This is a genomic window from Mycobacterium sp. 29Ha, assembly GCF_032883055.1.
In the GTDB taxonomy this organism is placed as follows: Bacteria; Actinomycetota; Actinomycetes; order Mycobacteriales; family Mycobacteriaceae; genus Mycobacterium; species Mycobacterium gallinarum.
In genome coordinates, this window is record NZ_JAMQTI010000042.1 from 1 (window position 1) to 25,845 (window position 25,845).

The 25,845-nt window shown below is 65.6% G+C and carries 32 protein-coding genes; 20 read left to right on the plus strand and 12 right to left on the minus strand.

Translation table 11 applies throughout. The features are described 5' to 3' along the window. Positions 1–83: 83 nt before the first annotated feature. From M1248_RS31870 to M1248_RS31890, 5 genes are all read left to right on the plus strand, one after another. Entirely contained in the window at positions 84–773 is a 690-nt protein-coding gene (locus tag M1248_RS31870; RefSeq protein WP_163728321.1) for a YoaK family protein, read from the plus strand. Between the two features lie 14 nt (positions 774–787). Continuing rightward, positions 788–1,180 carry a hypothetical protein gene (locus M1248_RS31875; RefSeq protein ID WP_163728319.1) on the plus strand — a complete coding sequence of 131 codons (393 nt, stop codon included), beginning with the start codon at positions 788–790 and terminating at the stop codon, positions 1,178–1,180. Positions 1,181–1,253: 73 nt separating this feature from the next. Next, a complete protein-coding gene (locus M1248_RS31880) occupies positions 1,254–1,655 on the plus strand; it encodes a cupredoxin domain-containing protein (protein WP_317150752.1) in 402 nt (133 codons plus the stop codon). A 119-nt stretch (positions 1,656–1,774) separates the two neighbouring features. Then, the gene (locus M1248_RS31885) at positions 1,775–2,221 is read left to right on the plus strand and encodes a hypothetical protein (protein ID WP_163728314.1); all 447 of its coding nucleotides are present in this window, start codon (positions 1,775–1,777) and stop codon (positions 2,219–2,221) included. Next, positions 2,218–2,919 (plus strand): HAD family hydrolase, encoded by a 702-nt coding sequence (locus M1248_RS31890; RefSeq protein WP_317150753.1) that lies wholly within the window; start codon positions 2,218–2,220, stop codon positions 2,917–2,919. Before M1248_RS31885 ends, M1248_RS31890 begins: the two co-directional genes overlap by 4 nt. Here M1248_RS31890 and M1248_RS31895 read toward each other — a convergent pair. Beyond that, positions 2,916–3,569, minus strand: coding sequence for a TetR/AcrR family transcriptional regulator (locus M1248_RS31895; protein WP_163728308.1), 654 nt, complete (start codon positions 3,567–3,569; stop codon positions 2,916–2,918). The genes M1248_RS31890 and M1248_RS31895 overlap by 4 nt on opposite strands. Before the next feature lie 56 nt (positions 3,570–3,625). Here M1248_RS31895 and M1248_RS31900 point away from each other — a divergent pair, with 56 nt between their 5' ends. Continuing rightward, on the plus strand, positions 3,626–4,951 hold the full coding sequence (locus M1248_RS31900) for an NAD(P)/FAD-dependent oxidoreductase (protein WP_317150754.1): 1,326 nt from the start codon (positions 3,626–3,628) through the stop codon (positions 4,949–4,951). On the opposite strand, the gene M1248_RS31905 is transcribed toward M1248_RS31900, so the two are convergent. Then, positions 4,914–6,149: a cytochrome P450 gene (locus M1248_RS31905; protein ID WP_317150775.1), complete on the minus strand. Its 1,236-nt coding sequence runs from the start codon at positions 6,147–6,149 to the stop codon at positions 4,914–4,916. The genes M1248_RS31900 and M1248_RS31905 overlap by 38 nt on opposite strands. A 171-nt stretch (positions 6,150–6,320) precedes the next feature. Between M1248_RS31905 and M1248_RS31910 the strand changes: the two genes are divergently transcribed. After that, entirely contained in the window at positions 6,321–8,246 is a 1,926-nt protein-coding gene (locus tag M1248_RS31910; protein ID WP_317150755.1) for an NAD(P)/FAD-dependent oxidoreductase, read from the plus strand. A gap of 3 nt (positions 8,247–8,249) precedes the next feature. Here M1248_RS31910 and M1248_RS31915 read toward each other — a convergent pair whose 3' ends face one another. Further along, on the minus strand, positions 8,250–8,759 hold the full coding sequence (locus M1248_RS31915; RefSeq protein WP_317150756.1) for a nuclear transport factor 2 family protein: 510 nt from the start codon (positions 8,757–8,759) through the stop codon (positions 8,250–8,252). Beyond that, the gene (locus M1248_RS31920; protein ID WP_163728297.1) at positions 8,759–9,262 is read right to left on the minus strand and encodes a nuclear transport factor 2 family protein; all 504 of its coding nucleotides are present in this window, start codon (positions 9,260–9,262) and stop codon (positions 8,759–8,761) included. The genes M1248_RS31915 and M1248_RS31920 overlap by 1 nt, the downstream gene beginning before the upstream one ends. Positions 9,263–9,512: 250 nt before the next feature. Between M1248_RS31920 and M1248_RS31925 the strand changes: the two genes are divergently transcribed. Continuing rightward, positions 9,513–10,475, plus strand: a complete 963-nt coding sequence (locus M1248_RS31925) for an alpha/beta hydrolase (RefSeq protein ID WP_317150757.1) — start codon at positions 9,513–9,515, stop codon at positions 10,473–10,475. Between the two features lie 10 nt (positions 10,476–10,485). Here the strand turns inward: M1248_RS31925 and M1248_RS31930 are convergent, their stop codons facing one another. Beyond that, on the minus strand, positions 10,486–10,950 hold the full coding sequence (locus tag M1248_RS31930) for an SRPBCC family protein (protein WP_317150758.1): 465 nt from the start codon (positions 10,948–10,950) through the stop codon (positions 10,486–10,488). A 109-nt stretch (positions 10,951–11,059) separates the two neighbouring features. Between M1248_RS31930 and M1248_RS31935 the strand changes: the two genes are divergently transcribed. The 3 genes from M1248_RS31935 (at position 11,060) to M1248_RS31945 (ending at position 13,459) form a co-directional block, all read left to right on the plus strand. Continuing rightward, entirely contained in the window at positions 11,060–11,941 is an 882-nt protein-coding gene (locus M1248_RS31935) for a TIGR03854 family LLM class F420-dependent oxidoreductase (RefSeq protein ID WP_317150759.1), read from the plus strand. Positions 11,942–12,077: 136 nt separating this feature from the next. Beyond that, on the plus strand, positions 12,078–12,545 hold the full coding sequence (locus M1248_RS31940; protein WP_410506774.1) for a protein disulfide oxidoreductase: 468 nt from the start codon (positions 12,078–12,080) through the stop codon (positions 12,543–12,545). Between the two features lie 14 nt (positions 12,546–12,559). After that, a complete protein-coding gene (locus M1248_RS31945) occupies positions 12,560–13,459 on the plus strand; it encodes a cytochrome c biogenesis CcdA family protein (protein ID WP_317150761.1) in 900 nt (299 codons plus the stop codon). Here the strand turns inward: M1248_RS31945 and M1248_RS31950 are convergent. Further along, complete coding sequence (locus M1248_RS31950; protein ID WP_163728280.1) at positions 13,401–13,706, minus strand: hypothetical protein; 306 nt, start codon at positions 13,704–13,706, stop codon at positions 13,401–13,403. The genes M1248_RS31945 and M1248_RS31950 overlap by 59 nt on opposite strands. A 103-nt stretch (positions 13,707–13,809) precedes the next feature. Here M1248_RS31950 and M1248_RS31955 point away from each other — a divergent pair, with 103 nt between their 5' ends. Beyond that, positions 13,810–14,109 carry a putative quinol monooxygenase gene (locus M1248_RS31955; RefSeq protein WP_232076107.1) on the plus strand — a complete coding sequence of 100 codons (300 nt, stop codon included), beginning with the start codon at positions 13,810–13,812 and terminating at the stop codon, positions 14,107–14,109. 388 nt (positions 14,110–14,497) lie between these two features. Next, complete coding sequence (locus M1248_RS31960) at positions 14,498–15,382, plus strand: cyclopropane mycolic acid synthase family methyltransferase (protein WP_317150762.1); 885 nt, start codon at positions 14,498–14,500, stop codon at positions 15,380–15,382. 37 nt (positions 15,383–15,419) lie between these two features. Here M1248_RS31960 and M1248_RS31965 read toward each other — a convergent pair whose 3' ends face one another. After that, positions 15,420–16,262 (minus strand): alpha/beta hydrolase, encoded by an 843-nt coding sequence (locus M1248_RS31965; protein WP_317150763.1) that lies wholly within the window; start codon positions 16,260–16,262, stop codon positions 15,420–15,422. Between the two features lie 58 nt (positions 16,263–16,320). Here M1248_RS31965 and M1248_RS31970 point away from each other — a divergent pair, with 58 nt between their 5' ends. Next, positions 16,321–16,956 carry a TetR/AcrR family transcriptional regulator gene (locus M1248_RS31970; RefSeq protein ID WP_163728267.1) on the plus strand — a complete coding sequence of 212 codons (636 nt, stop codon included), beginning with the start codon at positions 16,321–16,323 and terminating at the stop codon, positions 16,954–16,956. An 8-nt stretch (positions 16,957–16,964) separates the two neighbouring features. After that, complete coding sequence (locus M1248_RS31975; RefSeq protein ID WP_317150764.1) at positions 16,965–17,507, plus strand: hypothetical protein; 543 nt, start codon at positions 16,965–16,967, stop codon at positions 17,505–17,507. On the opposite strand, the gene M1248_RS31980 is transcribed toward M1248_RS31975, so the two are convergent. The 4 genes from M1248_RS31980 to M1248_RS31995 are packed head-to-tail and all read right to left on the minus strand — an operon-like array spanning position 17,497 to position 19,983. Then, positions 17,497–18,021 carry a GNAT family N-acetyltransferase gene (locus tag M1248_RS31980; RefSeq protein ID WP_163728261.1) on the minus strand — a complete coding sequence of 175 codons (525 nt, stop codon included), beginning with the start codon at positions 18,019–18,021 and terminating at the stop codon, positions 17,497–17,499. The two genes, M1248_RS31975 and M1248_RS31980, sit on opposite strands and share 11 nt — an antisense overlap. 7 nt (positions 18,022–18,028) lie before the next feature. Continuing rightward, positions 18,029–18,406 carry a thiol-disulfide oxidoreductase DCC family protein gene (locus M1248_RS31985; RefSeq protein ID WP_163728258.1) on the minus strand — a complete coding sequence of 126 codons (378 nt, stop codon included), beginning with the start codon at positions 18,404–18,406 and terminating at the stop codon, positions 18,029–18,031. A gap of 35 nt (positions 18,407–18,441) precedes the next feature. After that, the gene (gene speB / locus M1248_RS31990; RefSeq protein WP_174262033.1) at positions 18,442–19,485 is read right to left on the minus strand and encodes an agmatinase; all 1,044 of its coding nucleotides are present in this window, start codon (positions 19,483–19,485) and stop codon (positions 18,442–18,444) included. Between the two features lie 48 nt (positions 19,486–19,533). Continuing rightward, the gene (locus tag M1248_RS31995; protein WP_163728256.1) at positions 19,534–19,983 is read right to left on the minus strand and encodes an acyl-CoA thioesterase; all 450 of its coding nucleotides are present in this window, start codon (positions 19,981–19,983) and stop codon (positions 19,534–19,536) included. 31 nt (positions 19,984–20,014) lie between these two features. Between M1248_RS31995 and M1248_RS32000 the strand changes: the two genes are divergently transcribed. Together M1248_RS32000 and M1248_RS32005 are read left to right on the plus strand one after the other, a co-directional pair. Continuing rightward, a complete protein-coding gene (locus tag M1248_RS32000; RefSeq protein ID WP_317150765.1) occupies positions 20,015–20,302 on the plus strand; it encodes a hypothetical protein in 288 nt (95 codons plus the stop codon). 51 nt (positions 20,303–20,353) lie between these two features. Beyond that, the gene (locus M1248_RS32005; RefSeq protein WP_317150766.1) at positions 20,354–21,295 is read left to right on the plus strand and encodes a threonine/serine dehydratase; all 942 of its coding nucleotides are present in this window, start codon (positions 20,354–20,356) and stop codon (positions 21,293–21,295) included. Between the two features lie 10 nt (positions 21,296–21,305). On the opposite strand, the gene M1248_RS32010 is transcribed toward M1248_RS32005, so the two are convergent. Next, on the minus strand, positions 21,306–22,772 hold the full coding sequence (locus M1248_RS32010) for a peptide MFS transporter (protein ID WP_317150767.1): 1,467 nt from the start codon (positions 22,770–22,772) through the stop codon (positions 21,306–21,308). A gap of 203 nt (positions 22,773–22,975) precedes the next feature. Between M1248_RS32010 and M1248_RS32015 the strand changes: the two genes are divergently transcribed. The 3 genes from M1248_RS32015 (at position 22,976) to M1248_RS32025 (ending at position 25,845) form a co-directional block, all read left to right on the plus strand. After that, complete coding sequence (locus M1248_RS32015; RefSeq protein WP_317150768.1) at positions 22,976–24,370, plus strand: hypothetical protein; 1,395 nt, start codon at positions 22,976–22,978, stop codon at positions 24,368–24,370. Then, positions 24,367–24,984 carry a Pr6Pr family membrane protein gene (locus tag M1248_RS32020; protein ID WP_317150769.1) on the plus strand — a complete coding sequence of 206 codons (618 nt, stop codon included), beginning with the start codon at positions 24,367–24,369 and terminating at the stop codon, positions 24,982–24,984. Before M1248_RS32015 ends, M1248_RS32020 begins: the two co-directional genes overlap by 4 nt. A gap of 123 nt (positions 24,985–25,107) precedes the next feature. Next, positions 25,108–25,845 (plus strand): L,D-transpeptidase, encoded by a 738-nt coding sequence (locus M1248_RS32025; RefSeq protein WP_286201638.1) that lies wholly within the window; start codon positions 25,108–25,110, stop codon positions 25,843–25,845.

Sequence of the window (25,845 nt, forward strand, 5' to 3'; positions counted from 1 at the left end):
AAGGTCCCGCCTATAACGCGGTTGACCAACCTGCCTGGGCAGTACAGTTAGGCCGCACCGGAGACACAGATTAGGTTGTCGGCATGGGTGGCGTGCCGACCGGCCCACAGGACATCGAGCGAACCCGCACCCTGTGGTTCGCCTTGCTGCTCACAGTGACCAACGGATTCCTCGACGCGCACACCTACATCGCGCGCGGCGGCGTGTTCGCCAACGTGCAGACCGCGAACGTCATCTTCGGCGCGATCGACACGTCGGAAGGCAAGTGGTCTGCGGCGCTCGCCCACGTCTGGCCGCTGCTGGCGTTCATCGTCGGCATGGCGCTGGCATCGCACATCAAATCCGGCCGCGTCGAGCGTCTCGTCCCGCATGCTCTGCGCTGGACCATGGCCGTGCAGGCCGTCTCGCTGGGCATCATCGGATTCGTCCCCGCCTCGGTACCCCACAGCTACGTGACCGTGCCGATCTCGTTCTTGGCCGCCATGCAGATCGGACTGTTCCGCAACATCGGAGACCTGGCCTATCTGCCGGTCGCGACCACGGGCAACCTGATGCGACTCATGGAGTCCGGGTACGACGCGTTTGTCGAGAAACACGCGGCGTCACGGCGCGCATTCGGGGTCTATGGTGCGCTGATCACCGTCTTCGGGGTGGGCGCCCTCGCGGGTTCGTTCGCCAGCGTTGCGTGGGGAGTGCATGCGATCTGGCTGCCTGCCGGATTTCTGGCCATCACACTGTGTTTGTTCATCGTCGATGAGCACTACCTGCGGTGATCTACGATCCAGGGATGATCCGGTCGCTGACGTTCCTCATCGCCGCAGCGACGCTGCCGCTTGCCTGCCCCGCCGTCGCCGTCGCCGAACCCCCGCCCACCTGCACCTACAATTTGTCCCCGCCGCAGGTCGTGGACGTGTCGGGCACGAGGATGGTCACTGCGACGATTTCACCGGGCGCGTGCGAGCGATCCAACGTCTACCTCTCCGTGGCCTGTCTCCAGATGCAGGGCAGCCCCGGGGCCCCCAACTGCCAGGCGAGCAACGGACCGCTGGCCGCGCAGGTCTTTTATGCGCCGTATGAGCCCGGCGCCACCTACGTCTCGACAGGCCGGGGATGCGCGAACACCGGGAATCCGCCGCAGCCGGTGTGCACGCCGGTCGGGCCTGTCAGCGCGACGGTCTGATCGGGCGCGGTCGCAAAAAGCGCCCTGGTTGGACGAAACCGGTCGATAATCGTGTTCGACTTCAGGAGACGCGATGAAGAAGATCTTGCTGGTGTGCGTGACCATCTGCCTGTCCGCTGCGATCGCCGCGTGCGGCAGCGAATCCAGCTACACCACCTCAGAGGGCGACAGCGGCACCGCGACAGCGACCGCGAGCCCCGAATCCACCAGCGGTACCACCGAGGCGTCGGGTCCGACGATCACGATGGCGAACATGAGCTTCGGCGATCCGATCACCGTCGCACCGGGCGCGACGATCACCTTAAAGAACGACGACTCGGCCGAGCACTCCGTGACGTCCGAAACCGAAGGCACGTTCGACGTGCACGTCGACGCCGGAGAGCAGGGCACACTCACTGCGCCGACCGAGCCGGGAGAATACGCGTTCTACTGCGTGTACCACCCCTCCATGAAGGGCACCTTGATCGTCCAGTGAATCCGGCCGGCATCCGGTTCCTGCGTCCCGCTGCGGTTTAGACGCATCGACGGACGGGCATCCGCAGAATTAGCGGGTTCGTCAATCGTCGTGACCCGGGGCAATCCGAAGGAGCCGACATGGATAACAACGCCGTCATCTGGATAGTTGTCGCTGTCGCGGCGATAGTCATCATCGCGTTGGTCGCATGGACCGTTCGTAATTCACGCCGGCGCGCCGAAGCCGAACGGCTGCGCGGCGAAATCAACCAACGGACAGAGCATCTCGAGAAGCGGCAGGCGGTCGCCGATGAGACCGAGGCGAAGGCCAGGGCAGCGGCCGCAGAAGCCGAGGCGAAGGCCGCCGAGGCCGCCCGCCTGCAGAACACCGCGCGCACCCACCGCGAGGCTGTCGACAACTCTCGCGAGGAACTGGACGCGCATCGCGAACGGGTCGACAAGCTGGATCCGAAGGGAAGCACTGACGAGTCCGCTCCCGGCAAGGTTGACGGGGTGGACGAAGGGCGCGCGAACACCCCGACCACGCCGCAGCAGAGGCCAGCGTCGCAGGAGCATCTGCGTTCGTGACGTCGAGCAAGAGAGAACCCGCGGCAGCGGTGCTGTTCGACATCGACGGCACCCTGGTCGATTCGAACTACCACCACGTGTACGCCTGGTCCCGAGCGTTCGCCGAGGTAGGAATCGCGGTCGACGCGTGGCGCATTCACCGGTCAATCGGCATGGATGGTTCGACCCTCCTCGCGACGCTCGCCGAGGACGCCGATGACGACACACGGGCGCGAGCCAAGGAGCTGAATTCTCGCTACTACAAAGAAGCAGCGTCGCTGCTACGGCCGTTACCCGGTGCGCGAGAGCTTCTCGAGGCCGTCGAAAAGCTGGGCGTGCAGGTTGTTTTGGCGACATCGGCACCGGACGACGAACTCGAGATTCTGCGCGACGTCCTGGATTGCGACCACCTGGTGTCGGCAATGACATCGTCGGCCGATGTGGACACCGCCAAGCCGAAGCCCGACATCATCAACGTCGCCCTCGAGCGTGCCGGAGTAGAGGCCGGGCACGCCGTGTTCGTCGGCGATGCGGTGTGGGACGTCGAAGCGTGCAAGCGCGCCGGTGTCGTCACCATCGCCCTGCTCAGCGGCGGGGTGTCGAAATGCGAACTCGAACAGGCCGGGGCGCACCAGGTTTTCGAGGACGCTATCGACCTCTGCCAGCACCTCGACGACACGCCAATCGCGGCGCTGGCCAATCTGGTCGGAGCCCGTTAGTCGACCGACTCGCCGATCAGCTGCTCCGACAGAAGTTCGGCCAGCCATCGCTCGAATCGGCCCCGCGACCACCCTCGGGTGCGCACCAGCCGGTCATGCAGCATCGGGTCCGCGGCCAGCCATGCGATGTCCGCACCTTGGTTCTGGTTGAGTCCGCGGTTGAGCGCGCCGAGGGCGGCCAACCGACGCACGATCGCGCGTGCACCTGCTAGACGCCGCCGCTGTGACTCATCAAGCAAGTCCTGCGCTTCGGCGTCCCCGTTCGCGGCGATCTCGAGCGCGCGCATCAGGGGGCCCACGCGGATGTCGATATCCACCAAAACGTGGACCCATCCTGTGATCAGCTTCTTCGGATCTGCCTGCTCCAGCAGTTCGCGAAGCTCGTTGCGATCCGCCAGCGCCAGCTGTCGGTCGTCGCCGGTCACCGCCCAGTCCAGCGCGGTCTTGAGGAGGTCGAGCTTGCCACCGACTGCAGTGAACACCGTCTTGCGGCTGACCCCTGCGGCTTCGGCGACGGCGTCGACGGTCGTCGCACCATAACCCCGTGCCGCGAAGAGCTCAGCAGCCGTGGTGACGATGACCCGGCGCGTTTCGAGCGCCTGCGCCGTGCGCAAATCTGATCGGTAATCGCGCTTGACAGCCGCCGACATTCTAGGTAACCCTGTGTCTATTCATTACACTAAATGTTACCTCAATTGGAGTGCCCATGAGAACCCTCATCGTCGGCGCGGGCCCGACCGGGCTTTTCACCGCGATCGCGCTGGCTCTCCGGGGGCGCGAGGTCGTCGTGGTCGACCGCGAACCCGGGCCACCGCTCCAGGCCGAGTGGCGCCGTAGGGGAGTGATGCAGTTTCAGCACGCCCACAGCTTTCGCGGGCAGGTGGTCGACGCATTGAACGCCGAAATGCCCGACGTGCTGGCGGGTTTGCTGTCGGCAGGCGCCTCGGTGGTGATGACACCGGGTCCCAACAGTCGAGCCGCCGCGCTGCGCTGTCGCCGAATGGTGTTCGAGCGCGAACTGTGGCACCGTGCCACCCTTGACCCACGGATACGCCTGGTCGCGGCAAATGTGACCGGGGTGGTGGTTCAGCGAGGACGCGCCGCCGGAGTCAGGATCGGAGCCGACGTGCTGGACGCCGATTTGGTCATCGACGCCTCGGGCCGTACGGGCCGCATCGCCGGCGCTTCGCGCGGCCGCGGTGAGGGCGCAGACTGCGGAGCCACCTATGTCGGTCGGCAGTATCGGTTGCGACCGGGTGCGCAGCCTGGCCCGACGAATTCGGTGGTCGGATTGTCTCTGAGCTTTCCCGATTACGCAGCGGTGACGTTCCTGCACGACAACGACACGTTCACTGTCACGCTGATCCACGACGGCGCGGACCGTGGTCTGCACCGTCTCCGGCATGACGGGGTGTTCGAGGCTGCGGTGGGCGCCATCCCGGTACTGGCCGACTGGATCGACTCCGACCGCTCGCTGCCGATCATGGCAGTCCTGGCCGGCGGGCGGTTGTACAACCACTACCGCGGTCAGCTCGACGCTTCCGGTCGTCCAGCCCTTCCCGGGCTGATCTCTGTCGGAGATTCCGTCTGCACCACGACGCCGTTGGCGGGGCGCGGCATCGCGTTGGCCTTCATGCAGGCCAGGCAGCTGGTAAGGATGCTGACTGGCAAGAACATCGACATCGTCAGCGTGACAACGGAATTTGATGCCTGGTGCACCGCCAACATCAAGCCGTGGTTCGCCGACCACCAAGTCGTCGACAGTGACCGGGTCCGTCGGTGGTCGGGTGGTGACATCGACCTCGGCCGCCCGTTGCCGTCAGATCTGATCGTTGCGGCAGCGGAGGCCGACCCGCGCCTCACCGAGGTCGTTGCGCCGTACATCACCATGGACGACTTGCCCGACAGCCTGCTGCTGGCCGAGCCACGTGCTCGCGAGATCTACTCACGGGGATGGCGGCCGACTCCACCCGAAGGGCCCAGTCGTCAGGAACTCATCTCGGTGGTGTCCAGGACACCGGCAGCCGCTTGATTCCGTGGATGAACGGCGACAACAACCGTCGGGGTTCCTCGGTGGCGGCGATGTCGGGCATCTGGCGGTGCAACTCCTCGAAGACGACGCTGATCTCGCGGCGGGCGAGGTTGGCGCCCAGGCAGAAGTGCGCACCGCCGCCGCCGAAGCCGGCATGCGGGTTGGGGTTGCGGCCCACGTCGAACGTCCACGGATCGGCGAACTTGTCCTCATCGCGGTTCGCCGAGCAGTACCACAGCGAGACCTTGTCGCCCGCCGCCATCTTGGTGCCGCTCAGCTCGCAGTCCTCGGTCAACGTGCGCCGCATGTAGATGACCGGCGACGCCCACCGCACGATCTCCTCGACGGCCGTCGGCGCCAGCGCCTCGTAGTCCGCCCACCATCGCGCGCGTTCCTCGGGATACCGGCTCAGCGCGAGCACGCCGTGGCTGATCGCGTTGCGAGTGGTCTCGTTGCCCGCAACCACCAGCAGGATGAAGAACGAGGCGATCTCGGCCGACGTCAACCGCTCACCGTCTACCTCGGCCTGCACCAGCGCGGTCGTCAGGTCCTCGTGCGGATTCGCTCTGCGATCCTCGGCGTGCGCGGTCGCGTATGCGCCGATGTCCATCGCGACCTTGACGAAGTCCTCGTAGTCCGTGGCGATGTCCTTGTCGCCGAATCCGAGGATCACGTTCGTCCAGTGGAAGATCTGATCGTGGTCCTCCTCGGGGAGGCCCATCATGTCGCAGATGACCTGCAGCGGCAGCGGCCCCGCCAGTTCCGTCACGACCTCGCCCGAGCCGTCGGGATGCTCGGCGATCATCTTCTCGACCAGGCGGCGTGCCCGCTCCCGGACCGACGTTTCGGTGCGAGCGACGACGCGAGGCGTGAACGCCCTGCTGACGATGTTGCGCAGTCGCAGGTGCTTCGGGTCGTCCATCGCGATCATCGAGCCGAAGAACTCTGACACCTCGGGGTTGGCGTCGTTGATGGTGATACCGGGACTGGAACTGAAGATCTGCGGGTGACGGCTGGCGAAGTGGACATCGTCGAACCGGGTCACCGCCCAATGCCCGGGCCCGGCTTCCACGCCGGGGGTTTCCAGCGGCATATGGAAGGACACCGGCGCCTCGCGTCGCAGCGTGGCGAACGCCCCGTCGCGGATATCGTCGTCGAGGACCCAGAACTTCCAATCGCCGAGGTCGATGTCCGACATCGGCACGTCCGGGGGAGCTGTGCCGTTCGTTTTCGTCGCGATACCCACAGTTCGGAGCGTAAGCCGCTTCGAGCGCGAGTTGGGCCCACATCGCCAGATTGGGGAACGCGAATCCCCCCAATTTGCCCCGGAAATGGGGGTTTTCACGACTGCTCGCGGTAAAAAGGTTCCGTGCGTAACCCACATGCCGGACAACCCTTTACGGCGACCGACGATGAAATAGCCGAAGCGTTGCTGGACGTCAGCATCCCGACCCTGATGCTGTCGCTGGTGCACATGTCCGGCGACCCGTCGCTGATCCGCGGTGAATTGAAGCCGGCAGGCCTGTTCCTCAACGAAGTCCAGGGTTACATGTCCGAAGAGGACAAGGCGGCGGTCCGCAAGATCGCCCTCGAGGTCATCGCGGACTACCGCGACCGGGGCTGCCCGGAGCCCGAACCCGTCAGCGCCGAGTTGCTGCACGAGATGATGCAGTGGCTGGTGTGCGAGCCGGTGCCCGCCGAGTACGTACCGATGGTGCTCGAAGAGATGGAACTCGACGGCCGCGACGCCAGGGCGACGGGTGAGGTGGCCGAATCCGCCCGCGAAGATTTCCCGGTCGTGGTGATCGGCTGCGGTGAATCCGGACTGCTGGCGGGGATCCGGCTCAAGGAAGCCGGCATCTCGTTCACGATCGTCGAGAAGAACGCGGGCGTCGGCGGCACGTGGTACCAGAACACCTATCCCGGCGCGCGGGTTGACGTCGGAAATCACTTCTATTGCTACAGCTTCGAGCCGACCGATCACTGGACGCACTTTTTCGCCGAGCAGCCGGAGCTGCAGGCGTACTTCCAGGCTGTGATGGACAAGTACGACATCGCGCCGCACGTTCTCTGGGAGACCGAGGTGACCGAGGTCGCCTGGAATGACGCCGATGCGACGTGGACGGTTCGCACGCGCGACCGCGACGGTGAGATGAAGGCGCTCACAGCCCGCGCGGTGATCAGCGCGGTCGGACAGCTCGATCGGCCGCACACACCGCACATCGACGGCCAGCAGGACTTCGCGGGACCGGCGTTCCATTCCAGCGGATGGGACCACTCGGTCGATCTGCGCGGCAAGAACGTCGCGATGATCGGCGCGGGCGCCAGTGGATTCCAGATCGCCCCGACGATCGCACCGGAAGTCAACCGGCTCACCGTGTTTCAGCGCACAGCCCAGTGGATGTTCCCGAATCCGAACTACCACGAGAAGGTAGGACCCGGTGTCCAGTGGGCGCTTCGTCACCTGCCGTTCTACGGCCGTTGGTACCGCTTCCTGATTTTCTGGCCCGGGTGCGACAAGGGACTGGATGCGGCCCGCGTCGACCCCGACTACCCGGATCAGCAGAAGGCCGTCAGCGAGATCAACGAGATCACGCGGATCATGTTCACCGAGTGGATCAGCAGTCAGGTCGGCGACGACGAGGACCTGCGGGCCAAGGTCGTGCCCGACTATCCGGCCACCGGCAAGCGCACCCTGCAGGACAACGGCAGCTGGCTCAAAACGCTGACCCGCGACAACGTCGAGTTGGTGCGCACCGGTATCGACCGCATCGAAGCCGACGCGGTCGTCACCGAGGACGGCACCCGGTATCCGGCCGACGTCATCGTGTACGCCACCGGGTTCGAGCACACCAAGATGTTGTGGCCCATGATCATTCGCGGCCGGAACGGCGAGATCCTCAGCGAGCGCTGGGGGGAGAGGCCGTCGGCGTATCTGGGCATCACGATTCCTGGCTATCCGAACTTCTTCTGCATGAACGGCCCAGGCACCTGGCTGGCCAGTGGTGGCAGCCTGATCTTCCACTCAGAATGCCAAATGCGTTACATCAGTGAATGTCTGGAGCTGCTCATCGAAGGCGGACACGCCACGATCGAGCCGACGGTCGAGAAGACCAGGGATTGGCACGAGCGCAGCCAGGCCGAGATGCACAAGATGGTGTGGTCACAGCCCACCATCAAGCATTCGTTCTTCAAGAACCGCTTCGGCGAGATTCACACGCTGAGTCCGTGGCGTCTCGTCGACTATTGGACGTGGACCCGCGAGCCCGATCCGGCGGACTTCGTCATTCGTTAGGTCTCAGGTCAAAGCCCAGTTCATGTTCCTGGCGAACGTCCGGGCGTCCTCGGAGATCGTGCCGAGTTCGTGGCTGCGCTGGATGTAGCCCTGGACCATCGGCAGGAAGTTCGTCGGGTTGTAGGCGTCTTCCTCGTTGCGCCACATCCCGTTGCCGCCGTACCGCAGGATCGTGATGCACGGCGCCTCGAAGATGGTGCCGTCTCCGGGATCCTTCATGCGGTTCATGATCTCGCTGAAGACCCAGCCCTTCTCCACGTCGATCGAATACCACGTGACCGGGTAGAACGGCATCTCGCTGCCGGGGAACGTGTCCATCGTCGACGCGATCCACTCGCTGATCTGTTTGCGGCCGGCCATCTTGCCGTAGAGGTGTTCGACGTAGGTCGCGTCCTCGGTGAACAACTCGCCGTAGCGCGCCCAGTCCCACGACTGGCCGATCTCGACGACGAGCTGCTGATGACGCTCAAATGTCTCTTCGATCTCCTCCCGAGACCACTGCGCAGAACCCATCAGACCAGCTCCCAGTTCATGTTCTTGGCGAACGCCTTGGCGTCATCGGAGATCGTGCCGAGTTCGTGACTGCGCTGGATGTACTGCTGGATCATCAGCATGAAGTTCATCGGGTTGTAGGCGTCTTCCTCGTAGCTCCACTTGTCATCGCCGGCGTACTCGAGCACAGTGATGACGGCGGCGCCGTGGACACTGCCGTCGCCCGGATCCCGCATAGTGTTGATGTTCTTGAAGATGACCCAGCCCTTGTCGACGTCGATCGAGTACCACTCGACCGGATAGGTCGGCATCTCGCTGCCGGGGAAGGTGTTCATGGTCGAGACGATCCACTCGCGGATGTTCTCGCGGCCTTCCATGTTGCCCAGCGCATGCTCGACGTAGCGCGCATCCTCGGTGAAATGGTCGGCGTAACTGGACCAGTCCCAAGTCTTTCCGACATCGACGACGGATTCCTGGTAGCGGCGCCAGGCCTCTTCGAGTTCTTCACGTGACCATTTGCCCATCGCGGTGACTCCCTTGGCTCGCCAAATAATGGGCCCACGCGCGTAGCGCAGGGGACTAGAACCTGTTCTACCAAAGGAAGCGGGACGCGGGAGGCTTTTCAACCCGTAATCCGAAATTGCCTGCAGCGCAGTGCAAAACAGCGAATATATCGGCGGACGGCAACACCACCCCGGTGGCGAACGGTGCGATCGGTCCAGAGTTGACGCGGTTCCCGTCGCTGTCACCTTCATCCGCGTTACTGTCGCTGCCATGACACTCGGTATCGACGCGCAGGTACTCGCGGAGATGGCGCCGTTGTTCGCAGAAGTCGGCGAGTCGGAGCCCGCCGCCGTCGGCGACGTCGAAACGCGGCGCGTCAGTGGCCACCGGATGTTCGATCTGGTCGGCTCCAGACGGGCACCGACCGCAGGCGTCGAGACCGAAAATCACACGATGACCGCTGCGGACGGCGCGACCGTGGATCTCACCTGGTACCGCCCGTCGGGTCGTCCCGGGCCCGGCAGCGCTGCGCTCTATCTGCACGGCGGGGGCATGATCTTCAGCCTCGAGCAGATCGGCGTCCTATACGACCTGGCGGTGCGGGAGTATGTCGCGGCTTCGGGCGTGCCGATGCTGGTGGTCGACTACCGCGTCGCGCCCGAGCATCCAGACCCGACGCCGGTCGAGGACTGCTACCGCGCACTGGTCTGGCTAGCCGAACATTCGGCCAACCTCGGCGTCGACCCCGCACGCCTGGCGGTGATGGGCGACAGCGCCGGTGGCGGGTTGGCGGCCGGGGTGTGCCTGCTGGCGCGGGACCGCGGCGGTCCCGCTGTCGCACAACAAATCCTGATCTATCCGATGCTCGACGACCGGCCGATGACGCCCAATCCGGATCTACTGCCGTTCCTGACGTGGACCTACGACGACAACCTCACCGGATGGGGTGCGCTGCTTGGCGAGTACGCCGGCGGAGACCACGTTTCGCCGTACGCGGCACCGGCGCGCGCCGAGGACCTCACCGGGTTGCCCGACACCTACATCGACGTCGGTGATCTCGACGTCTTTCGCAACGAGGACATCGCATATGCCCGACGGCTGGGTGACGCGGGCGTCCCGACGGAGTTACACGTGTACCCGGGCTGCCCCCATGCGTTCGAGGCTCTGGCCCACGAGGCGGCGGTGTCGCGGCGGGCGATCAGCGATCGCGTGCGTCGTCTGCGCGGTCTCTAGCAGGCCGCGGTCAGGCAGCGTCGGGTGCCTCGACGACGGCCTTGATCCGCTCCAGGGTCTTGCGCATGTCACGGATGTTGCGGCGACGACGCAGCTGCCCGCCGAAAATCGAGAAGAGCTTCATGGTGAGCGAGTCATCGAGCCGAAAGGATTCGGTGACATCGGTTCCGCCCTCGGTTTCCACGAGCCGATAGTGCCAGTTGTTCACCGCCTTACCGTTGAGCAAGACGGCGAAGCCGAATTCGCGTCCCGGCTCGCAGGCGGTGACCTCGCACGTCGTCCAGTAGACCGGACCGATTTCGTTGCGCTTGACGTGCCCGCGGAAACGGGCACCCAGCGCTGGACCCGTCGCGGGTCCGATCCACTCCGCTTCCATCACCTCCGGTGAGAAGCGGCCGGTGTTGCGTACGTCGGCGATCAGATTCCAGATCTTCTCCGCGGGCGCCGCCATCGACACCGTCACCGATCCGTCCATCGCTACTCCTGCCGTTGGTAAATGCCTTTGCGTTCACGCACTTTGCACGGTAGCAAGGGGGTCGACCGCGCTTTCCGTAGCATTTACCGCAGAATCCAGGAGGCACGGTGTGAAGATTCGCTTCGGTGTCGGATTGGGTGCGGAAACCAGCCCGGACGAACTGCCCGCGATCGTCGACCATCTCGAGTCGGCGGGCGTGGATTCAGTGTGGTTCTCCGAACTCGTCTACAGCAAGGCCGTGGAGCCGTTCATCGGCATGGCGCACGCACTGTCACGGACGGTCAACCTGAAGGTCGGCACATCGGTCGCGGTGCTGCCGGGCCGCCATCCGGTGCTGGTCGCAAAACAGCTGGCGTCCTTGGCGGCACTCGCGCCCAAGCGGGTCCTCCCGGTTTTCGGCCTGCGGCCCGCCATCCCGGGGGAGCGGGAGATCTTCGTCGTCCCCGACGGTGCACGGGCCGCGGTGTTCGACGAATCCTTGCGACTGCTGAGATCCGTTCTGGAACAAGACGATGTGTCTTTCACCGGCGACTACTACACCGTGAGCTCGGTCGGTGTCGCCCCTCGACCGGTCAAGGCGCTGGACATCTGGCTCGGCGGCTCGGCGCCTGCGGGCTTTCGTCGCATCGGGCAGCTGGGCGACGGATGGCTCGGCAGCTTCCTGACTCCAGGCGAAGCCCGAGACGGATGCGAACAGATCCAACGGGCAGCCGAGGAGGCGGGCCGCGAAATCGACGCCGACCACTACGGCATCAACCTCGCGGTGTCCGACGGCGCCCTGCCCGTCGAGGTCGCCGCCGCGATCCGCCGCCGCAGACCGGACGTGGACCCGTCGGAATTCATCGCCGACAGCTGGTCGGGCCTGCACCGTCAACTCGACGCCTACCTCGAAGCGGGATTGAGCAAGTTCGTCATCCGGCCTGTCGGCCGGTACAACCCGTCGGAGTTCATCGACCGTTTCGTGACCGAATTATTACCGCGGCAGAACTGATTACGCGATTCCGAGGTGAACCATTTCGGCCGTCGTAGCGTGTTTAGAAGCGTGCGTCCAGGCCATACATCTGCGGCGCCATGACCGGGAGGAGATCGAAATGAGGCTTCGGTTCTTGCGGATTGGTCGGTCGGTGATGATCGCAGGGCTGGCCGCCCTGCTGGCGTACGGACTCGTCAGCCCGCCCGCCGCCCTCGCCGATGACCGTCTCCAATTCACCGGTACGACCCTGTCCGGCGCACCGTTCTCGGGTGCGAGCCTGGTCGGCAAGCCTGCGGTGTTGTGGTTCTGGACGCCGTGGTGCCCGTTCTGCAACGCCGAGGCGCCGAACGTCAGCCAGGTCGCTACAGCCAACCCCGACGTCACGTTCGTCGGTGTCGCAGCCCGCTCGGACGTTTCGGACATGCAGGGATTCGTATCGAAGTACAACCTCGACTTCACGAATCTCAATGACGCCGACGGCTCAATCTGGGCGCGTTACAACGTGCCCTGGCAGCCCGCCTACGTCTTCTACCGCGCGGACGGCTCGTCGTCGTTCGTCAACAATCCGACCTCGGCGATGCCCCTGAAGGAATTGTCCGATCGGGTAGCGGCGCTCGCTTAGCCGGTCGACCCCGCGTGGACCAGGATCTGATCGGTCTGGCGTTCGCCGCCGGGTTGGTCGCCGCGCTCAATCCGTGCGGCTTTGCGATGCTGCCCGCCTATCTGGCACTCGTGGTGCGGGGCGACGTGGACGGCGAGCGAGGCGGCCCGCTCACCGCGCTGGGCCGTGCCGTCGCGGCGACCGCGGCCATGGCGCTCGGCTTCGTTGCGGTGTTCGGCACGTTCGGACTGCTGACGATCGCCGCGGCATCGACAGTGCAGCGTTACCTGCCCTACGTCACGGTGGTTATCGGCGGGGTCCTCGTCGCCCTCGGCGTCTGGTTGTTGCTCGGCCGCGACTTCACGGCGCTGATTCCGACTGTGCACACGCGTTCGGCGCCGACTGCGCGCCTGGGCTCGATGTTCGGCTACGGCGTCAGCTACGCCGTCGCGTCGTTGTCCTGCACGATCGGCCCCTTCCTCGCGGTCACCGGGATGGCGTTCAAGGGTGGTTCCCATGTCGGCGGGGCGCTCGTCTACGTCGCCTACGCCGCCGGATTCACATTGGTGGTCGGCGCGTTGGCCGTGGCCGCCGCGGCGGCGAGTTCCGCCGTCGCCGACCGGATGCGCCGAATCATTCCTCACCTCAACCGAATCGGCGGCGCGCTGCTTGTCGTCGTCGGTCTTTACGTGAGCTATTACGGCGTTTACGAGGTGCGTCTGTTCAACACCAACGGAGACCCGGCTGATCCGGTGATCGCCGCCGCCGGCCGGGTACAAGGTGCGCTAGCAGGCTGGACTCATCAACACGGAGCCTGGCCCTGGGTGGTGCTGGTGGCCGCGCTCGCCGCCGTGCTCGTGGCCTTGCGCGCGAGGGCTACAACCGCCTCGAGATATCGCCGTGCAGGTCGGGCCACGGCGGGCGACGAACCATAGCTATGCCGGCGAATGCGACCGACACGAGTCCGACACAGATGCCCAGCAGCGCGATGCGGGTGGCGTCGGCGGCGGGAACCCATGAGGCCGCGCCGTCTTTGACGACGAACACCCCGAGGGCGCCGCCGCGCGCCCTGCTCACCGGGATGACCGTCGTGCCGTCAGCGGTTTCGTGCGGCTGTCCGTACACACGTGAGGCATCGGGGTGTGCGGCGTCGCGCAGTTCTGAAACGTCTCGCAGGTTCATGCCTTCATGCTTACTACCGCACGGCGGTTCCGGGAAGTCGATGAGTTCCGCCGGTCGTCGCAGTCTCCATTGCAGTCACTGCGGTGCGACATCGGAGGTCTTTGTGGTTTTGCAGGAGGTCATCGTCGCCGGTCATCTCATCGTCGACCCTCAGCGGCGCGACGACTACCTGGCGGGGTGCGTGGACGTCGTCCGTCAAGCCCGCGCGACCGCGGGCTGTCTGGACTTCGCGTTATCGGCCGACCTTGTCGACGCTGGGCGGATCAACATCCTGGAACGCTGGGAGTCGCAGGCCGCGGTCGAGGAGTTCCGTGGCAGCGGTGTCGGCGTCGAACAGGGGGCGGCCATCCGCGCCGCGTCGGTAGCGGAGTACGACGTGGGCGCCGCCCGCAACCTCAGTTGATGCGGCTCGGGGTTGTGACGAGTCCCTGACGTTGCGCTGGGTGTCGCCGGTGCGCGTCACGTTGCTGAGGGGCGATTCGGACAGCGCAGCGGGGGCGACGCGACCCGACCGTCGGACCGGCACCGCCGACGCTTGAAAGGCCGTAGACGTGGGTATAGGCGCGGTTGAACTCGAGTTGGCAACCCGCCCCGTCAATGACGAAGGACCACGATGCGAGAATATTCGCTGGCGTCAGTAAGTGGCGCCCCCCGATAGGCGGATTCACGGATGAGGCCAATAGGGTTTGTCTCATGTACTGTGCGTAAACTGCGCACATGACGGGGGAGGTCACCGCACCGACGCGGGGCCTTCGCAAATTTTCCAGAACCAACGTCAGAGGCTATATACCTTGCCAGAAACGACCAGCGACGAGAGCGGTCTGAAGCCGCATTTCGAGGACGTGCAGGCGCACTACGACCTGTCCGACGAATTCTTCCGGCTCTTCCTCGACCCGACGCAGACCTACAGCTGCGCGTATTTCGAGCGCGATGACATGACGCTGGAAGAGGCGCAGATCGCCAAGATCGATCTGTCGCTCGGCAAATTGGATCTGAAGCCTGGAATGACGCTTCTCGACATCGGCTGCGGGTGGGGCGCCACGCTCAACCGGGCGCTGGAGAAGTACGACGTGAACGTCATCGGCCTCACCTTGAGTCAAAACCAGAAGGCCCACGTCGAGAAGGTGTTCGCCGACTCGCCCAGCACGCGTACCAAGCGGGTGCTCCTCCAGGGCTGGGAGCAGTTCGACGAACCCGTCGACCGCATCGTCTCGATCGGCGCCTTCGAGCATTTCGGCCGCGATCGCTACGACGATTTCTTCAAGAAGGCCTACGCGGTGCTCCCGGACGACGGGGTGATGCTGCTGCACACGATCATCAAGCCCGAGGACAAGGAGTTCCTGGACAAGGGCCTGAAGCTGACCATGAGAATCGTCCGGTTCTCGAAGTTCATCATGGACGAGATATTCCCCGGCGGTGATCTGCCGAAGCCGTCACAGGTCGAGCAGCACGCCGCGGAGGCCGGCTTTGAGCTCAAACGCGCACAGCGGCTGCGGATGCACTATGCCCGCACTCTGGACATCTGGGCGGACAAGCTGTCGGCCCGCAAGGACGAAGCGCTCGCGATTCAGTCTCAAGAGGTCTACGACCGGTACATGAAGTACCTGACGGGTTGCGCCGACCTCTTCCGTGAGGGCTACACCGACATCTGCCAGTTCACCCTCGCCAAGAGTTAGGACCGCCGCGCCCGCCGCCAATCCGCGACGCGACGGGTCAGCGGGTGTTGGCTCCCACCTTGGTGATCGCGTCGATCACTTCCGACGGCGCATCGAGTGAGACGAACGTTCTCGCATCGGGTACCTCGATCAGCGTCGAGTCGGTGAACAGAGCTGCCAGCCTGCGGCCGAGCGCCGGGGTGAATGCGCGATCACGCTGACCCCAGACGATGGTGACCGGTTTGGTGAAGCGGGGCAGGCGGGTCGACACATCGGTCAGGTCGGTCTTGGCGACTGCGCGCAGTAGGCGTGCCAGGTCGCGTCGGATCCGAACGTCGGTGCGGCCGGGCTCCAGCCACGACGCCGTCAGCTGGGCATCCGGATTGACAAGCAGGCCGAAGCCGAGCGGCGAATGCCGCAGTGCCTTGATCCGCATCTGCTCGAACAGCACCTTGATCGACCGCGGTCCGCGCAGCAAGGCGAACACCAGCGTGAACGGGAACGGTGGGAACTTGTCGAAAGCGTCGCAGTTGGTCAGTACCAGCCGGCCGACGAGGTCGGGGTACGCGTCGACGACCAGCTGACACAATCCGCCGCCGGTGTCGTTGCCGACCAGGGTGACGTCCGAAAGACCCAGTTCGACGATGAAGTCACCGATCATGGCCGCGACCGAACGGGGGGACAGTTCGACGCCGTCGTTGACCGGAATGGTGTGCGAGCCCAACGGCCAGTTCGGCAGGTAGCACCGGAAGCCACGCTTTGCCAGACCGTCGGCCACGCGGTCCCACAACCGGCTGTCTACCAGGATTCCGTGCACGAACAACACGGGCGGGTGCGGCGAGTCCTCCGGGCCCAACACGCGGTATTCGATGGTGGCTTGATCCAGTACGGCCTGCGGCATGTTCGCTATCCTTCCCGTAACTTACAAACACCTGGTATGAAAGTTACGTGCAGTCTGTATGAAAGTCAACGATCGGGCCGCAGCGGCGCCGACCACCCGGCGCACCCAGGCGGAGCGCACCGCCGCCACGCGGGCGCTGCTGATCGATGCCGGCCGAAAGCTGTTTGCCGACAAGGGTTTCAATGATGTCTCGACCCAGGCGATCGTGGCCGCAGCCGGGGTGACGCGCGGTGCGCTGTATCACCAGTTCGACGACAAGGTGGGCCTGTTCGCGGCGGTCTACGAGCAGGTGGAGCAGCAGCTGGTCGAGGACATCGCGCGTCAGATCATGGAGCGCCAGCCCCTCGATCCGTTGGAGGCGATGCAGGTCGGGGCGCGATTGTTCCTCGATGGCTGTGCGGCACCCGATGTTCAACAGATCGTGCTGATCGATGCCCCCGCGGTGCTGGGTTGGGACCGCTGGCGCGCTGTGGGGGTGAAATACGGGCTCGGGGTCATCGAGGGCATGCTCGCCCACGCGATCGCCGAAGGCGCGGTGCCCGAGCAGCCGCTGCGGCCGACCGCGCACGTGCTGCTCGGCGCGCTCGACGAAGCGGCGCTGTTCGTGTCCCGCGCGGCCGATCACGAACAGGCGCGCATCGAGATGGATGCGGTATGCGCGCGGTTGATCAGCGGGATCGCCGGGCGCGGATAGGTTCTGTCATGCCCAGTGCAGGCTGGATTTCCACACGGCGGTACAGGGGTCTGCTCTGGGCCGCGCTCATGCTGTCGTTGGTGCTGGGGACAGCGTTCATCGTCGTCGATCGGCGCGAAGCTGACCTGCTCCAGCGGGACATCGTGCCCTTGACCGATGAGCAGGCGGTGCAGCAGGTCGTCGCACCGGCCCGGCAGATCGTCGCCACCGCGCACCTGAACGAAGTCACCGCCGGCTACGCCTTCGTCTCCTGCGTCAGCGAGAACGAGCCGCCCTATCAGGTGGTCCTTTACATGAGTTTCAGGCTCCCGCAGGGTGATTGGGGTCGCCGCTTGGATGAGGTCGCCTCGGCGATGATCGACGGCGGCTGGGCGGATGCACCCGCCCCCGCCGAGCGCTTCGGCCGGAAACTCACCAGTGACGGCGTCACGGCTGTGCTGCAGCGCAACGGCGACGACGCGGGCTTTGCCACCGCGCGGTTGTACGGCGAATGCCGCAATACGACGGACCATCGAAACGACAATCCGGCGTGGACGGAAGTCAGTCTGTGACTTCGGCCATGCTGTGTTGCAGCAACATCGTGTCGAGCCACAGGCCGTGCTTGTACCCGACCGAAGTGAGCCGTCCGGCGTCGATGAATCCGCGATTGCGGTGCAGCGCAAGGGAGGCCGCCGCGCCTTCCGTGTCCACGATGACGGCGATGACCTGCCGTACCCGGAGGCGGCCACATTCGGTGAGCAGGGTATCCAGCAGCATGCCGCCGATGCCCAGCCCCATCGCGCTCGGCGCGAGGTACACGGAGTCTTCCACGGTGTGGCGATAGGCCGGCCGCGTCTTCCACGGTGCGCAGTAGCCGTAGCCCGCCACCTTGCCGTCCAAGCTCGCTGTCACAAAAGGCAATTCGCGTTCGGCGACGTCGTCGAAGCGCCTGCGCCACTCGTCTGCGTTCGGGGGAGTCAGCTCGAAGGTCGCCACTGAAGTCAGGACGTGATGGGCGTAGATCTCTGCGATCGCGTCGAGGTCGTCGGTGACCGCGGGCCGGATCGCCACATCGTTGCGGCTCATCGGCCGTTCAGCAGGCGACCGGATTCGATTCGCAGTACGGGGTGGTGCCGGGGAAGCGGTACCGATGGTCCGCGACCCAGCGGTACACCGCTTCCTCGAGTGACCGAATACCGGGTATGCGGTAGATCATCAGCGGGATCCGGGTGCCGAGGGCGACCGACACCGCGGCGTTGGCCGCCTCCGCTCCCGCGTACACGTTTCCCTCGGTGTCGAGCCAGCGCACCGAATCCATCAGGTTCGAGTCGGCAACGCCGAGCCGCTCCGCGGTGCCGGGGGTCTGCAGCGGTTCGGTGTGCAGGTCGCCGGTGCGGTTGAGTTTCAGCAGGAAGTTCCGCGATCGGGTGCACATGCCACAGTTGCCATCGAAGAACAGTGTTCCGGACATGCCCTCATTATCCCCGTCGGTGTCGTCGCCGGAGACTACCGGGCCGGTGGTCCCGGGGGCGCTGCGTCGGGTGCGGCGTCCCGGCGGCGGGCGGCCATGCCGCCCAGCGCCTCGAACACGACGCGGTGCGCGGCGTTCACCGTCAGCTCCGCGTGGTCGTAGGCCGGCGCCACCTCGACGACGTCGACGCCGACGACGTCGTGTTCTCGACAGAGTTGCCGAACCAACCTCAGCAGGTCGGCCGTGGTGATGCCGCCCGGCTCCGGGGTCCCGGTGCCGGGTGCGTGCGCGGGGTCCAGCACGTCGATGTCGACGGAGACGTAGAGCTTCTCGGCCTTGGCGAGCGCCTCGTTCACGGCGTCGCGCATGACCTCCTTGAAGCCGCGATCCCAGATCTCCTGCATGGTGTGCCACGTCATGCGCTGCTCTTGCATCCACTCGAAGGTGTCCTGGGGCGGCCAGTAGCCGCGCAGGCCGACCTGGACGAAATGGCTGCCGGGAACGGCACCGGATTCGATGAGCCGTCGCATCGGTGTGCCGTGGCTGGCGAGATTTCCTTCGATCTCGTCGGCGGTGTCGGCGTGCGCATCGAAGTGCACGATGCCCACGTTGCCGTAGCCGTGGACGTCGGCGACGGCGGTCGCGGCCGGCCAGGTGATCGAGTGGTCGCCACCGAGGATGACGGGGACGATGCCGCGCGACGCGATGGCGTTTACGCGCTCTCGAATGTTGTTGTGGGAGACCTCGGTCTGCCCGTGCGGGCAGTACGCGTCACCGAAGTCGACGACCTCCAGCCAGTCGAAGATCTCGAGGCCGAGATCGAGGTGGTAGGTGCCAGGTTCGTAGGCAGTCGCCCGAATTGCGCGCGGACCGAAGCGGGCGCCCGGCCGGTTCGTGGTCCCGACATCGAACGGCGCCCCGACGATCGCCACGTCCGGTCGCCACGACTCCAGCTGTTCGACCTCGGTGAGGAAGGGCCGGTGCCCGAACGATGCCACGCCGGCATAGGCGAGCTCGAGCTGTTCGATCATCCCCGGCGGAAGGTCGCGCTGATGTCCGTGATCGTGATCGTGGCCCATTCGTCGACCGTACCGTCCCCTGCCTTCGGCGTGGGCCCAGTCGCCGATTCACTCGGACACGTTATGGGGTTGCCGCTCAACCGAAGTGAGCGCTTCGCGCAGCAGCGGCGGGATGGGCCGTTTGGCCCAGTCTTCGGTCGAGACGACGACGTAGACGTTGTGACCGCGTACCGCGGACTTGTGCTCGGCGGTGGGTTCGCCGTCCTTGCCGCGCAACACGTTGAAACCGAGGGTGAAGCTGGTGGATCCGATTCTCTCGCAGTTGACCTCGACGCGGACGGCGTCTCGCCACCTGACCGGGCCCGCGAAGTCGATCTCGCTGTGCACCACCTGGATGTCGTACCCGCTCGCGATCAGCCCCGGATAGGTGACATCGAGATGGTCGAGGAAGCCGGTGCACGCCTCATCGAACCAGGTGAGGTAGTGACCGTTGAAAACGACACCCTGTTGATCGACCTCGGCGTAACGCGGCGTGATCGGCAACGAATACGAGGTCACCGCATCACCCTAGCCAGCAGGCTCGGCCGGGTTGCAGCGTGTTGGATCAGCGGCCGCCAGGCCCGGCAACGGCCGGAGGACTCCGCCGAGCGACCAGTACGCGGGTGTGACGGCCGACGGCAGTGCCATCGAGTTCACTCCACCGCCGGACGGTCCACCGCCGATTCGGCTGCCCCAGGACCGGGTGTTCTCCCGCGAATACGGCGTGCGGCTGAAAAGCGCTGTCAGCGCCGACTTCTTTCGCCGGCTACTGGCCGACCGCGGATTCGAGATCGAAGGCCCGGCAACGGGAAACAGTTTCACCGCACGCCGGCGATGACCGGGGTGCGCGCATTCCCGCACGACGTTCGGGAAGACTGAACCTGTGGACATGGTGACCATCGACGACATCAGGGCGGCGGCGACGCGGATTCACGCGTTCGTGGTGCGCACGCCGTTGCTCCCGACGCTGTGGGCCGACGCCGACCGGCCGCTGTGGATCAAACCCGAGAACCTGCAGCCCATCGGCGCCTTCAAGGTTCGCGGCGCGTTCAGTGCGATCGGCAGCCTCGACGAGTCGGTGCGCACCCGTGGCGTCGTGGCGTATTCCAGCGGGAACCACGCTCAGGCGGTGGCATACGCCGCCGCCGTCTATGGAATTCCGGCGACCATCGTCATGCCGAAGGAGACGCCTGCGGTCAAGGTCGACGCCACCCGCAGTCACGGAGCCGACGTGGTGCTCTGCGATGCGGGGCAGCGCGAGCGCGTGGCCGCCGAGGTGCTCGAGCAGACGGGCGGGGTGTTGGTTCCGCCGTTCGACCACCCCGACATCATCGCGGGACAGGGCACGATCGGCCTGGAGATCGCCGAGGATCTGCCCGCCGTCGAGAACGTCCTCGTCCCGGTGAGCGGCGGCGGCCTGGCCTCCGGGATCGGGACCGCCATCAAGGCGCTGTGCCCACGAGCCCGCGTCTTCGGCGTCGAACCCGAGCTCGCCGCCGACACCGCCGAGGCACTCGCCAAGGGGCATCGCGTGGATTGGCCGATCGAAGACCGGAACCGCACGATCGCCGACGGCCTTCGGTCGCAACCCTCGGAGTTGACGTTCGCGCATCTGCAGAGGGTGCTCGACGGCATCATCACCGTTTCCGAGGGCGAGATCGAAAGCGCAGTACGTGAACTCGCGAACAGGGCGCATCTGGTCAGTGAACCCAGTGGTGCGGTCGCATTGGCGGCCTACCGCCAGGGTCAGACGCCACCCGGTCGTACCGTGATGGTGCTGTCCGGTGGGAATATCGACCCACGTGCGCTGAACGACATCCTCGCGGGATGACCCTCGGGCGTCAGTGCACGCCTTCCATCAATCGGCTTATCCAGGGGGACAACGCGAATACGCCGATACCGACGCAAACGGCGACGGCGCCGAGGCTGCCGAAGTATGCGAACTCGTGCGCCGGATCGTAGAAGCCCGACAGCACACCCGACATCGATGTGCCGACACCGACCGAGAAAAAGTACAGCGCCATCATCTGGGCCCGAAACGCTTCTGGGGCAAGCTTTGTCGTGACCGAAAGGCCGATCGGCGACAACATCAGTTCGGAGATCGCGAACACCGCCATGATGCCGAGCACCCACAGTGCGGGAACGGCCTTACCCGTCGTACCCGACATCGGCAGGAACAACAGGAAGGCCACGCCCATTCCGATGACGCCATAGGCGAACTTCCGTGGGGTGGTGGGCGCGCGCTCACCGAGCCGGGTCCACATGAGCGCGAACAGGGGTGAGAGCAGGATGATCCATACCGGCTCGATGGATCCGATCCAGCTCGACGGAGCGGTCCAGCCGAAGATCGACCAGTTCATCCGTTCGTCGGAGTAGATGGCGAGCACGGTGAAGATCTGCTGAAACAACGACCAGAACACCGCGTTGGCGATGAACAGCGGAATGAACGCACGCAGTCTGGTCCGCTCGATGGGTATTACCTTCGAACTCGTCAGCATCACGATGAAGTAGGCGACCGCCGCGGCGACGAGCACCCCGGTTGTGACCTGCGACAGGTTGGACAGCTTGACCAGACCTGTCACGAACGCCACCGCGGCCACCGCGATCGTGATGACCGCGACGCCCGCGTACCAGCCAATAGCGGTGCGGGGTAACGGATTCGGAACGGTGCGGCCGTGGTCGCCGAGGTTGCGTCGGAACATGACGTATTGCGTGAGTCCCAGCGCCATCCCCACGGCAGCGGCGCCGAATCCCCAGTGGAACCCGATCCGCGTCTGTAGCAGGCCCGTCACGAGCGGTCCGATGAAGCCACCCAGGTTGATGCCCAGATAGAACAGGGTGAAGCCGCCGTCGCTGCGCGGATCGTCTTTCTCGTAGAGCGTGCCGAGCAGCGACGACGCATTGGCTTTCAAGGCGCCCGAACCGAGCGCCACCAAGACGAGCCCCACGGCGACACCGGAGAACCCCGGTACGAAGGCGAGCGCTATGTGGCCGCACATCACCACCAGGCCGCCGTAGAAGACGGTTCGCTCCATGCCGAGCACCCGGTCGGCGATCCAGCCGCCGAGGACTGTCGCCAGGTAGACCAGCCCGCCGTAGGCGCCCACGATCCCGGTCGCGGTGGCTTTGGGCATGCCAAGGCCACCGTCGGTGAGCGAGTAGTAGAGGTAATACCCGAGGATCGTCAGCATCCCGTAGAACGAGAATCGCTCCCAGAGCTCGACTCCGAACAAATTCGTCAAACCGATCGGATGGCCGAACACCGTGCGCCCAGCAGGTGTGCCCGCCAGGTGTCCTGTCACCGCCATGGGCGTCACCCTGCCATCCTGGACCCAATCGGGCCGACCAATCGAAAGAGCCAGGCGCGCGGGCAAAGCCACAGTCGCGAACATGCAGTGCCTTTCGTCGGCACAGCACACCTACGAACAGCTATGAAGGCATCCGCGCAGCCGCCGGGACCCCCGCCCGGTGAGCCAGCTCACCCCGGCGCGGGTAAGGTCACCCCGAACAGATGGACGTCCGGAAGGGTGGTATGGACGCCGTACTCGGCTTATCGGTGACGCCGTCCGCCGTCGGTCTCGTGCTCGTCGAAGGGCAGGACGCCGACGGTTCGACAGTCGACCGTGAAGCCTTCGAAATCGTTTCCGGCCGGCATGCGACGCCGTTCGACACCTCGGAGAAGGCGGCCGCCGCCGTGCTGCGGACCGAGGCGATCGCGGCAACCCGTGGTCAGCGCCTGCACTCGATCGGTGTGACGTGGAGTGACGGGGCCGACGCGGAGGCCTCACTGCTGTTGAAGTCCTTGAACGACCGCGGTTTTGACAACGTCGTACCCATCCGGCTACCCGAAGCGACGGAAGCCCTGGCATGGGGAATCGCCGAGGTCATCGGATACGAAGTGACCGCGGTGTGTGTGATCGAGCCCGAAACGGTGATCACGCTGATCGTTCATTCGGGCGAGGGCGCCGTGCAGACTGCCGTCAACCATGCGATCGACACCGAAGAGGCCTTGCTTCGCTGGTTGAGTGCCGTCTTCACGAGGGCGGACTGGCGCCCCGAGGCGTTGGTCGTCGTCGGTTCGGGGAGTGAACTCCACGGCGTCGTGCCCCGACTCGAGGACATCTTGGGAGTTCCGGTGTTCGTTCCGGCCGAATCCGAGCTCGCACTGGCCAGGGGCGCCGCGCTGGCGTCAGCGCACAACGCGGAGGTCATCGAGATCGGCCAGGTGGCTGAGCGGGCCCCGAGGGAGCGCCGCAGGCAGCTCGGTACGACCGGCCCGCTGGCCATGCTGGTGGCCGGTGCAGTGACCTTCGTCGTCTCGGTGTCCGTGGCCGTCAGCCTCGAGGTGACGCCCGAGCGGGACATCGCTGCGCCGGAGCCACAGCCCGCGGCCAAGACGAACCCTGACGTCGCGTCGGCCGCCGTCCGTGCCGCCCTTCCGGCCGCGCCGAGTGTGGCCGTCCCGATTCCGATCGCACCGGCGCCCCTGCCTCCGCCGGAAGCGCCACCCGTCGAGGTGGCCCCGCCCGAGGCCGCCCCCGCCGACATTCCCGAGATGCAGCCGGTCGACGGCATGCCGTCGGCGGCCCCGATCGACGCCACTGTTCCGGAGGCTCCGGTGTTGCCCCCGCCCGTCGCCCCGATCGAAGCGCTGCCGCCCGCACCGGGCCTGGTCCCCGCGCAGCCGACGCCGGTGCAGCAGCGCCCAGGTCTGCTGACCCGGATCAGGGATCGGCTGTCGAACATCGGTGGGAACGACGAGGCCGCCGCACCACAGGCTCCCGCGCCCGCGGGAGTGCCTCCGGCGCCCGGCGCTCCGCCTGCGCCGCTGCCCGACGCTGCCGCAGTGCCGCCCGACGCCCCCGCGCCGCCACCGGAGGCGCCGCCGCTGCTGCCGCCTCAGTGACGGCATCTGTCACCGGTCCCGCGTTTCTGCGTCTGGTGCTGCGTGTCTCGATCGTGGCCGCGGTGCTCATCGCGATGGTGGTCGTCGAGTATTCCTCGCGTTCTGGCGTGACGTGGCGGCTGATCACCTTCACCTATCAGGTCAACATCCTTGCCGCGGCGTACTACCTGTGGACTCTGGTCTCCCCACGCGCCGACGCCCGGGTGGGGTTCCGCGGAGCAGTGGTGCTTTACGTCTTGATCGCCGGCGTCGTGTGGAACCTGCTGTTGACGGAACGGAGCATGGGTTACACGGTCGCGAACTTCCTGCTGCACGTCGTGGTGCCGGTCCTGGCGCTCAGCGACTGGCTGCTCGTCGGGCGTGGGCATGGACGGGTGAACTGGTGGCATCCGGTGGCCTGGCTGGCGTATCCCGCGCTCTATGTCGTTGTGGCTGTCGCGATTCTCAACGAGGTCGGCCGCCGCGCGCCTTACTATTTCCTGGATCCCGCCAGCGTCGGCGTGGCTACGGTGCTGCTCAACGTCAGTGTGCTGGGTGGCTGCGTGCTCGCCGCAGGCTATGCGTTGCTGGCAGTGAACCGGCTCGCTTCACCCGCGCGAATCGATGCCGTTTGAAACGTTCTGAGCGGCGGATTCGATGATCTGTCGACATGGAAAACAATATTGGTGACGACATGCGGCGGCCTGTGGGACTTGCGGCTACCTCGCTGACTCTCCCGGACGAACTAGGATGAATGTGTGCTGAAGCTTCGATTCGTGGCCGTGATCGCGGTCATGGTTGCCGCCCTGTCAGGCCCCGTTGCGACCGTGTCCGCCGGTGTCTCCACTCCGACTGACGTGGTCAGCATCTCGCCGTCCGGTACGACAGTCGGTGTGGCGCATCCGGTCACCGTGACCTTCGCGGGGCGCATCGCGGATCGCGCGGCGGCGGAGCGGAGCCTCGAGATCACGTCGACGGACACGCCTGCCGGAGACTTCAGCTGGCTCGATGACCATGTCATGCAATGGAATCCGACGGAGTTCTGGCCGGCGCACAGCACGATCGCGTTGTCCGTCGGTGGCGTGAAGGCGAATTTCCAGACCGGGTCGACCACGGTCGGGGTGGCCAGCATCAGCAATCACACGTTCACCGTCAGCGTGGACGGTGAGGTGTGGCGTGAAATGCCCGCGTCGATGGGCAAGTACGGGTTCGCGACACCGACCGGAAACTTCACCGCACTCGAGAAGCAGTCGGTCGTGATCATGGATTCGCGCACGATCGGCATCCCGCTGGACGATCCGGAGGGCTACAAGCTCACCGTCTACGACGCGGTGCGTGTCACGTGGGGCGGTGTCTACGTGCACGGCGCGCCGTGGTCGACGGGTTCCCAGGGCTATGAGAATGTCAGCCACGGTTGCATCAACCTCAGCCCGGACAACGCGGACTGGTACTACAACTTGGTTCGGATCGGCGACCCGATCATCGTGGAGGCGTAG

Excerpts from the sequence above, each read along its gene's own strand:
- M1248_RS31895 (WP_163728308.1), bottom strand. The coding sequence starts at position 3,569 with ATGTCGGCGGCTGTCAAGCGCGATTACCGATCAGATTTGCGCACGGCG.
- M1248_RS31870 (WP_163728321.1), top strand. The coding sequence starts at position 84 with ATGGGTGGCGTGCCGACCGGCCCACAGGACATCGAGCGAACCCGCACC.
- M1248_RS31980 (WP_163728261.1), bottom strand. The coding sequence starts at position 18,021 with ATGAGCCGCAACGATGTGGCGATCCGGCCCGCGGTCACCGACGACCTC.
- M1248_RS31880 (WP_317150752.1), top strand. The coding sequence starts at position 1,254 with ATGAAGAAGATCTTGCTGGTGTGCGTGACCATCTGCCTGTCCGCTGCG.
- M1248_RS32010 (WP_317150767.1), bottom strand. The coding sequence starts at position 22,772 with ATGGCGGTGACAGGACACCTGGCGGGCACACCTGCTGGGCGCACGGTG.
- M1248_RS31940 (WP_410506774.1), top strand. The coding sequence starts at position 12,078 with ATGATCGCAGGGCTGGCCGCCCTGCTGGCGTACGGACTCGTCAGCCCG.
- M1248_RS31975 (WP_317150764.1), top strand. The coding sequence starts at position 16,965 with ATGCCCAGTGCAGGCTGGATTTCCACACGGCGGTACAGGGGTCTGCTC.
- M1248_RS32005 (WP_317150766.1), top strand. The coding sequence starts at position 20,354 with ATGGTGACCATCGACGACATCAGGGCGGCGGCGACGCGGATTCACGCG.
- M1248_RS31905 (WP_317150775.1), bottom strand. The coding sequence starts at position 6,149 with ATGTCGGACATCGACCTCGGCGATTGGAAGTTCTGGGTCCTCGACGAC.
- M1248_RS31885 (WP_163728314.1), top strand. The coding sequence starts at position 1,775 with ATGGATAACAACGCCGTCATCTGGATAGTTGTCGCTGTCGCGGCGATA.
- M1248_RS32015 (WP_317150768.1), top strand. The coding sequence starts at position 22,976 with ATGGACGTCCGGAAGGGTGGTATGGACGCCGTACTCGGCTTATCGGTG.
- M1248_RS31970 (WP_163728267.1), top strand. The coding sequence starts at position 16,321 with ATGAAAGTCAACGATCGGGCCGCAGCGGCGCCGACCACCCGGCGCACC.
- M1248_RS31985 (WP_163728258.1), bottom strand. The coding sequence starts at position 18,406 with ATGTCCGGAACACTGTTCTTCGATGGCAACTGTGGCATGTGCACCCGA.
- M1248_RS31950 (WP_163728280.1), bottom strand. The coding sequence starts at position 13,706 with ATGAACCTGCGAGACGTTTCAGAACTGCGCGACGCCGCACACCCCGAT.
- speB (WP_174262033.1), bottom strand. The coding sequence starts at position 19,485 with ATGGGCCACGATCACGATCACGGACATCAGCGCGACCTTCCGCCGGGG.
- M1248_RS31920 (WP_163728297.1), bottom strand. The coding sequence starts at position 9,262 with ATGGGCAAATGGTCACGTGAAGAACTCGAAGAGGCCTGGCGCCGCTAC.
- M1248_RS31925 (WP_317150757.1), top strand. The coding sequence starts at position 9,513 with ATGACACTCGGTATCGACGCGCAGGTACTCGCGGAGATGGCGCCGTTG.
- M1248_RS31900 (WP_317150754.1), top strand. The coding sequence starts at position 3,626 with ATGAGAACCCTCATCGTCGGCGCGGGCCCGACCGGGCTTTTCACCGCG.
- M1248_RS31930 (WP_317150758.1), bottom strand. The coding sequence starts at position 10,950 with ATGGACGGATCGGTGACGGTGTCGATGGCGGCGCCCGCGGAGAAGATC.
- M1248_RS31965 (WP_317150763.1), bottom strand. The coding sequence starts at position 16,262 with ATGCCGCAGGCCGTACTGGATCAAGCCACCATCGAATACCGCGTGTTG.
- M1248_RS31915 (WP_317150756.1), bottom strand. The coding sequence starts at position 8,759 with ATGGGTTCTGCGCAGTGGTCTCGGGAGGAGATCGAAGAGACATTTGAG.
- M1248_RS31875 (WP_163728319.1), top strand. The coding sequence starts at position 788 with ATGATCCGGTCGCTGACGTTCCTCATCGCCGCAGCGACGCTGCCGCTT.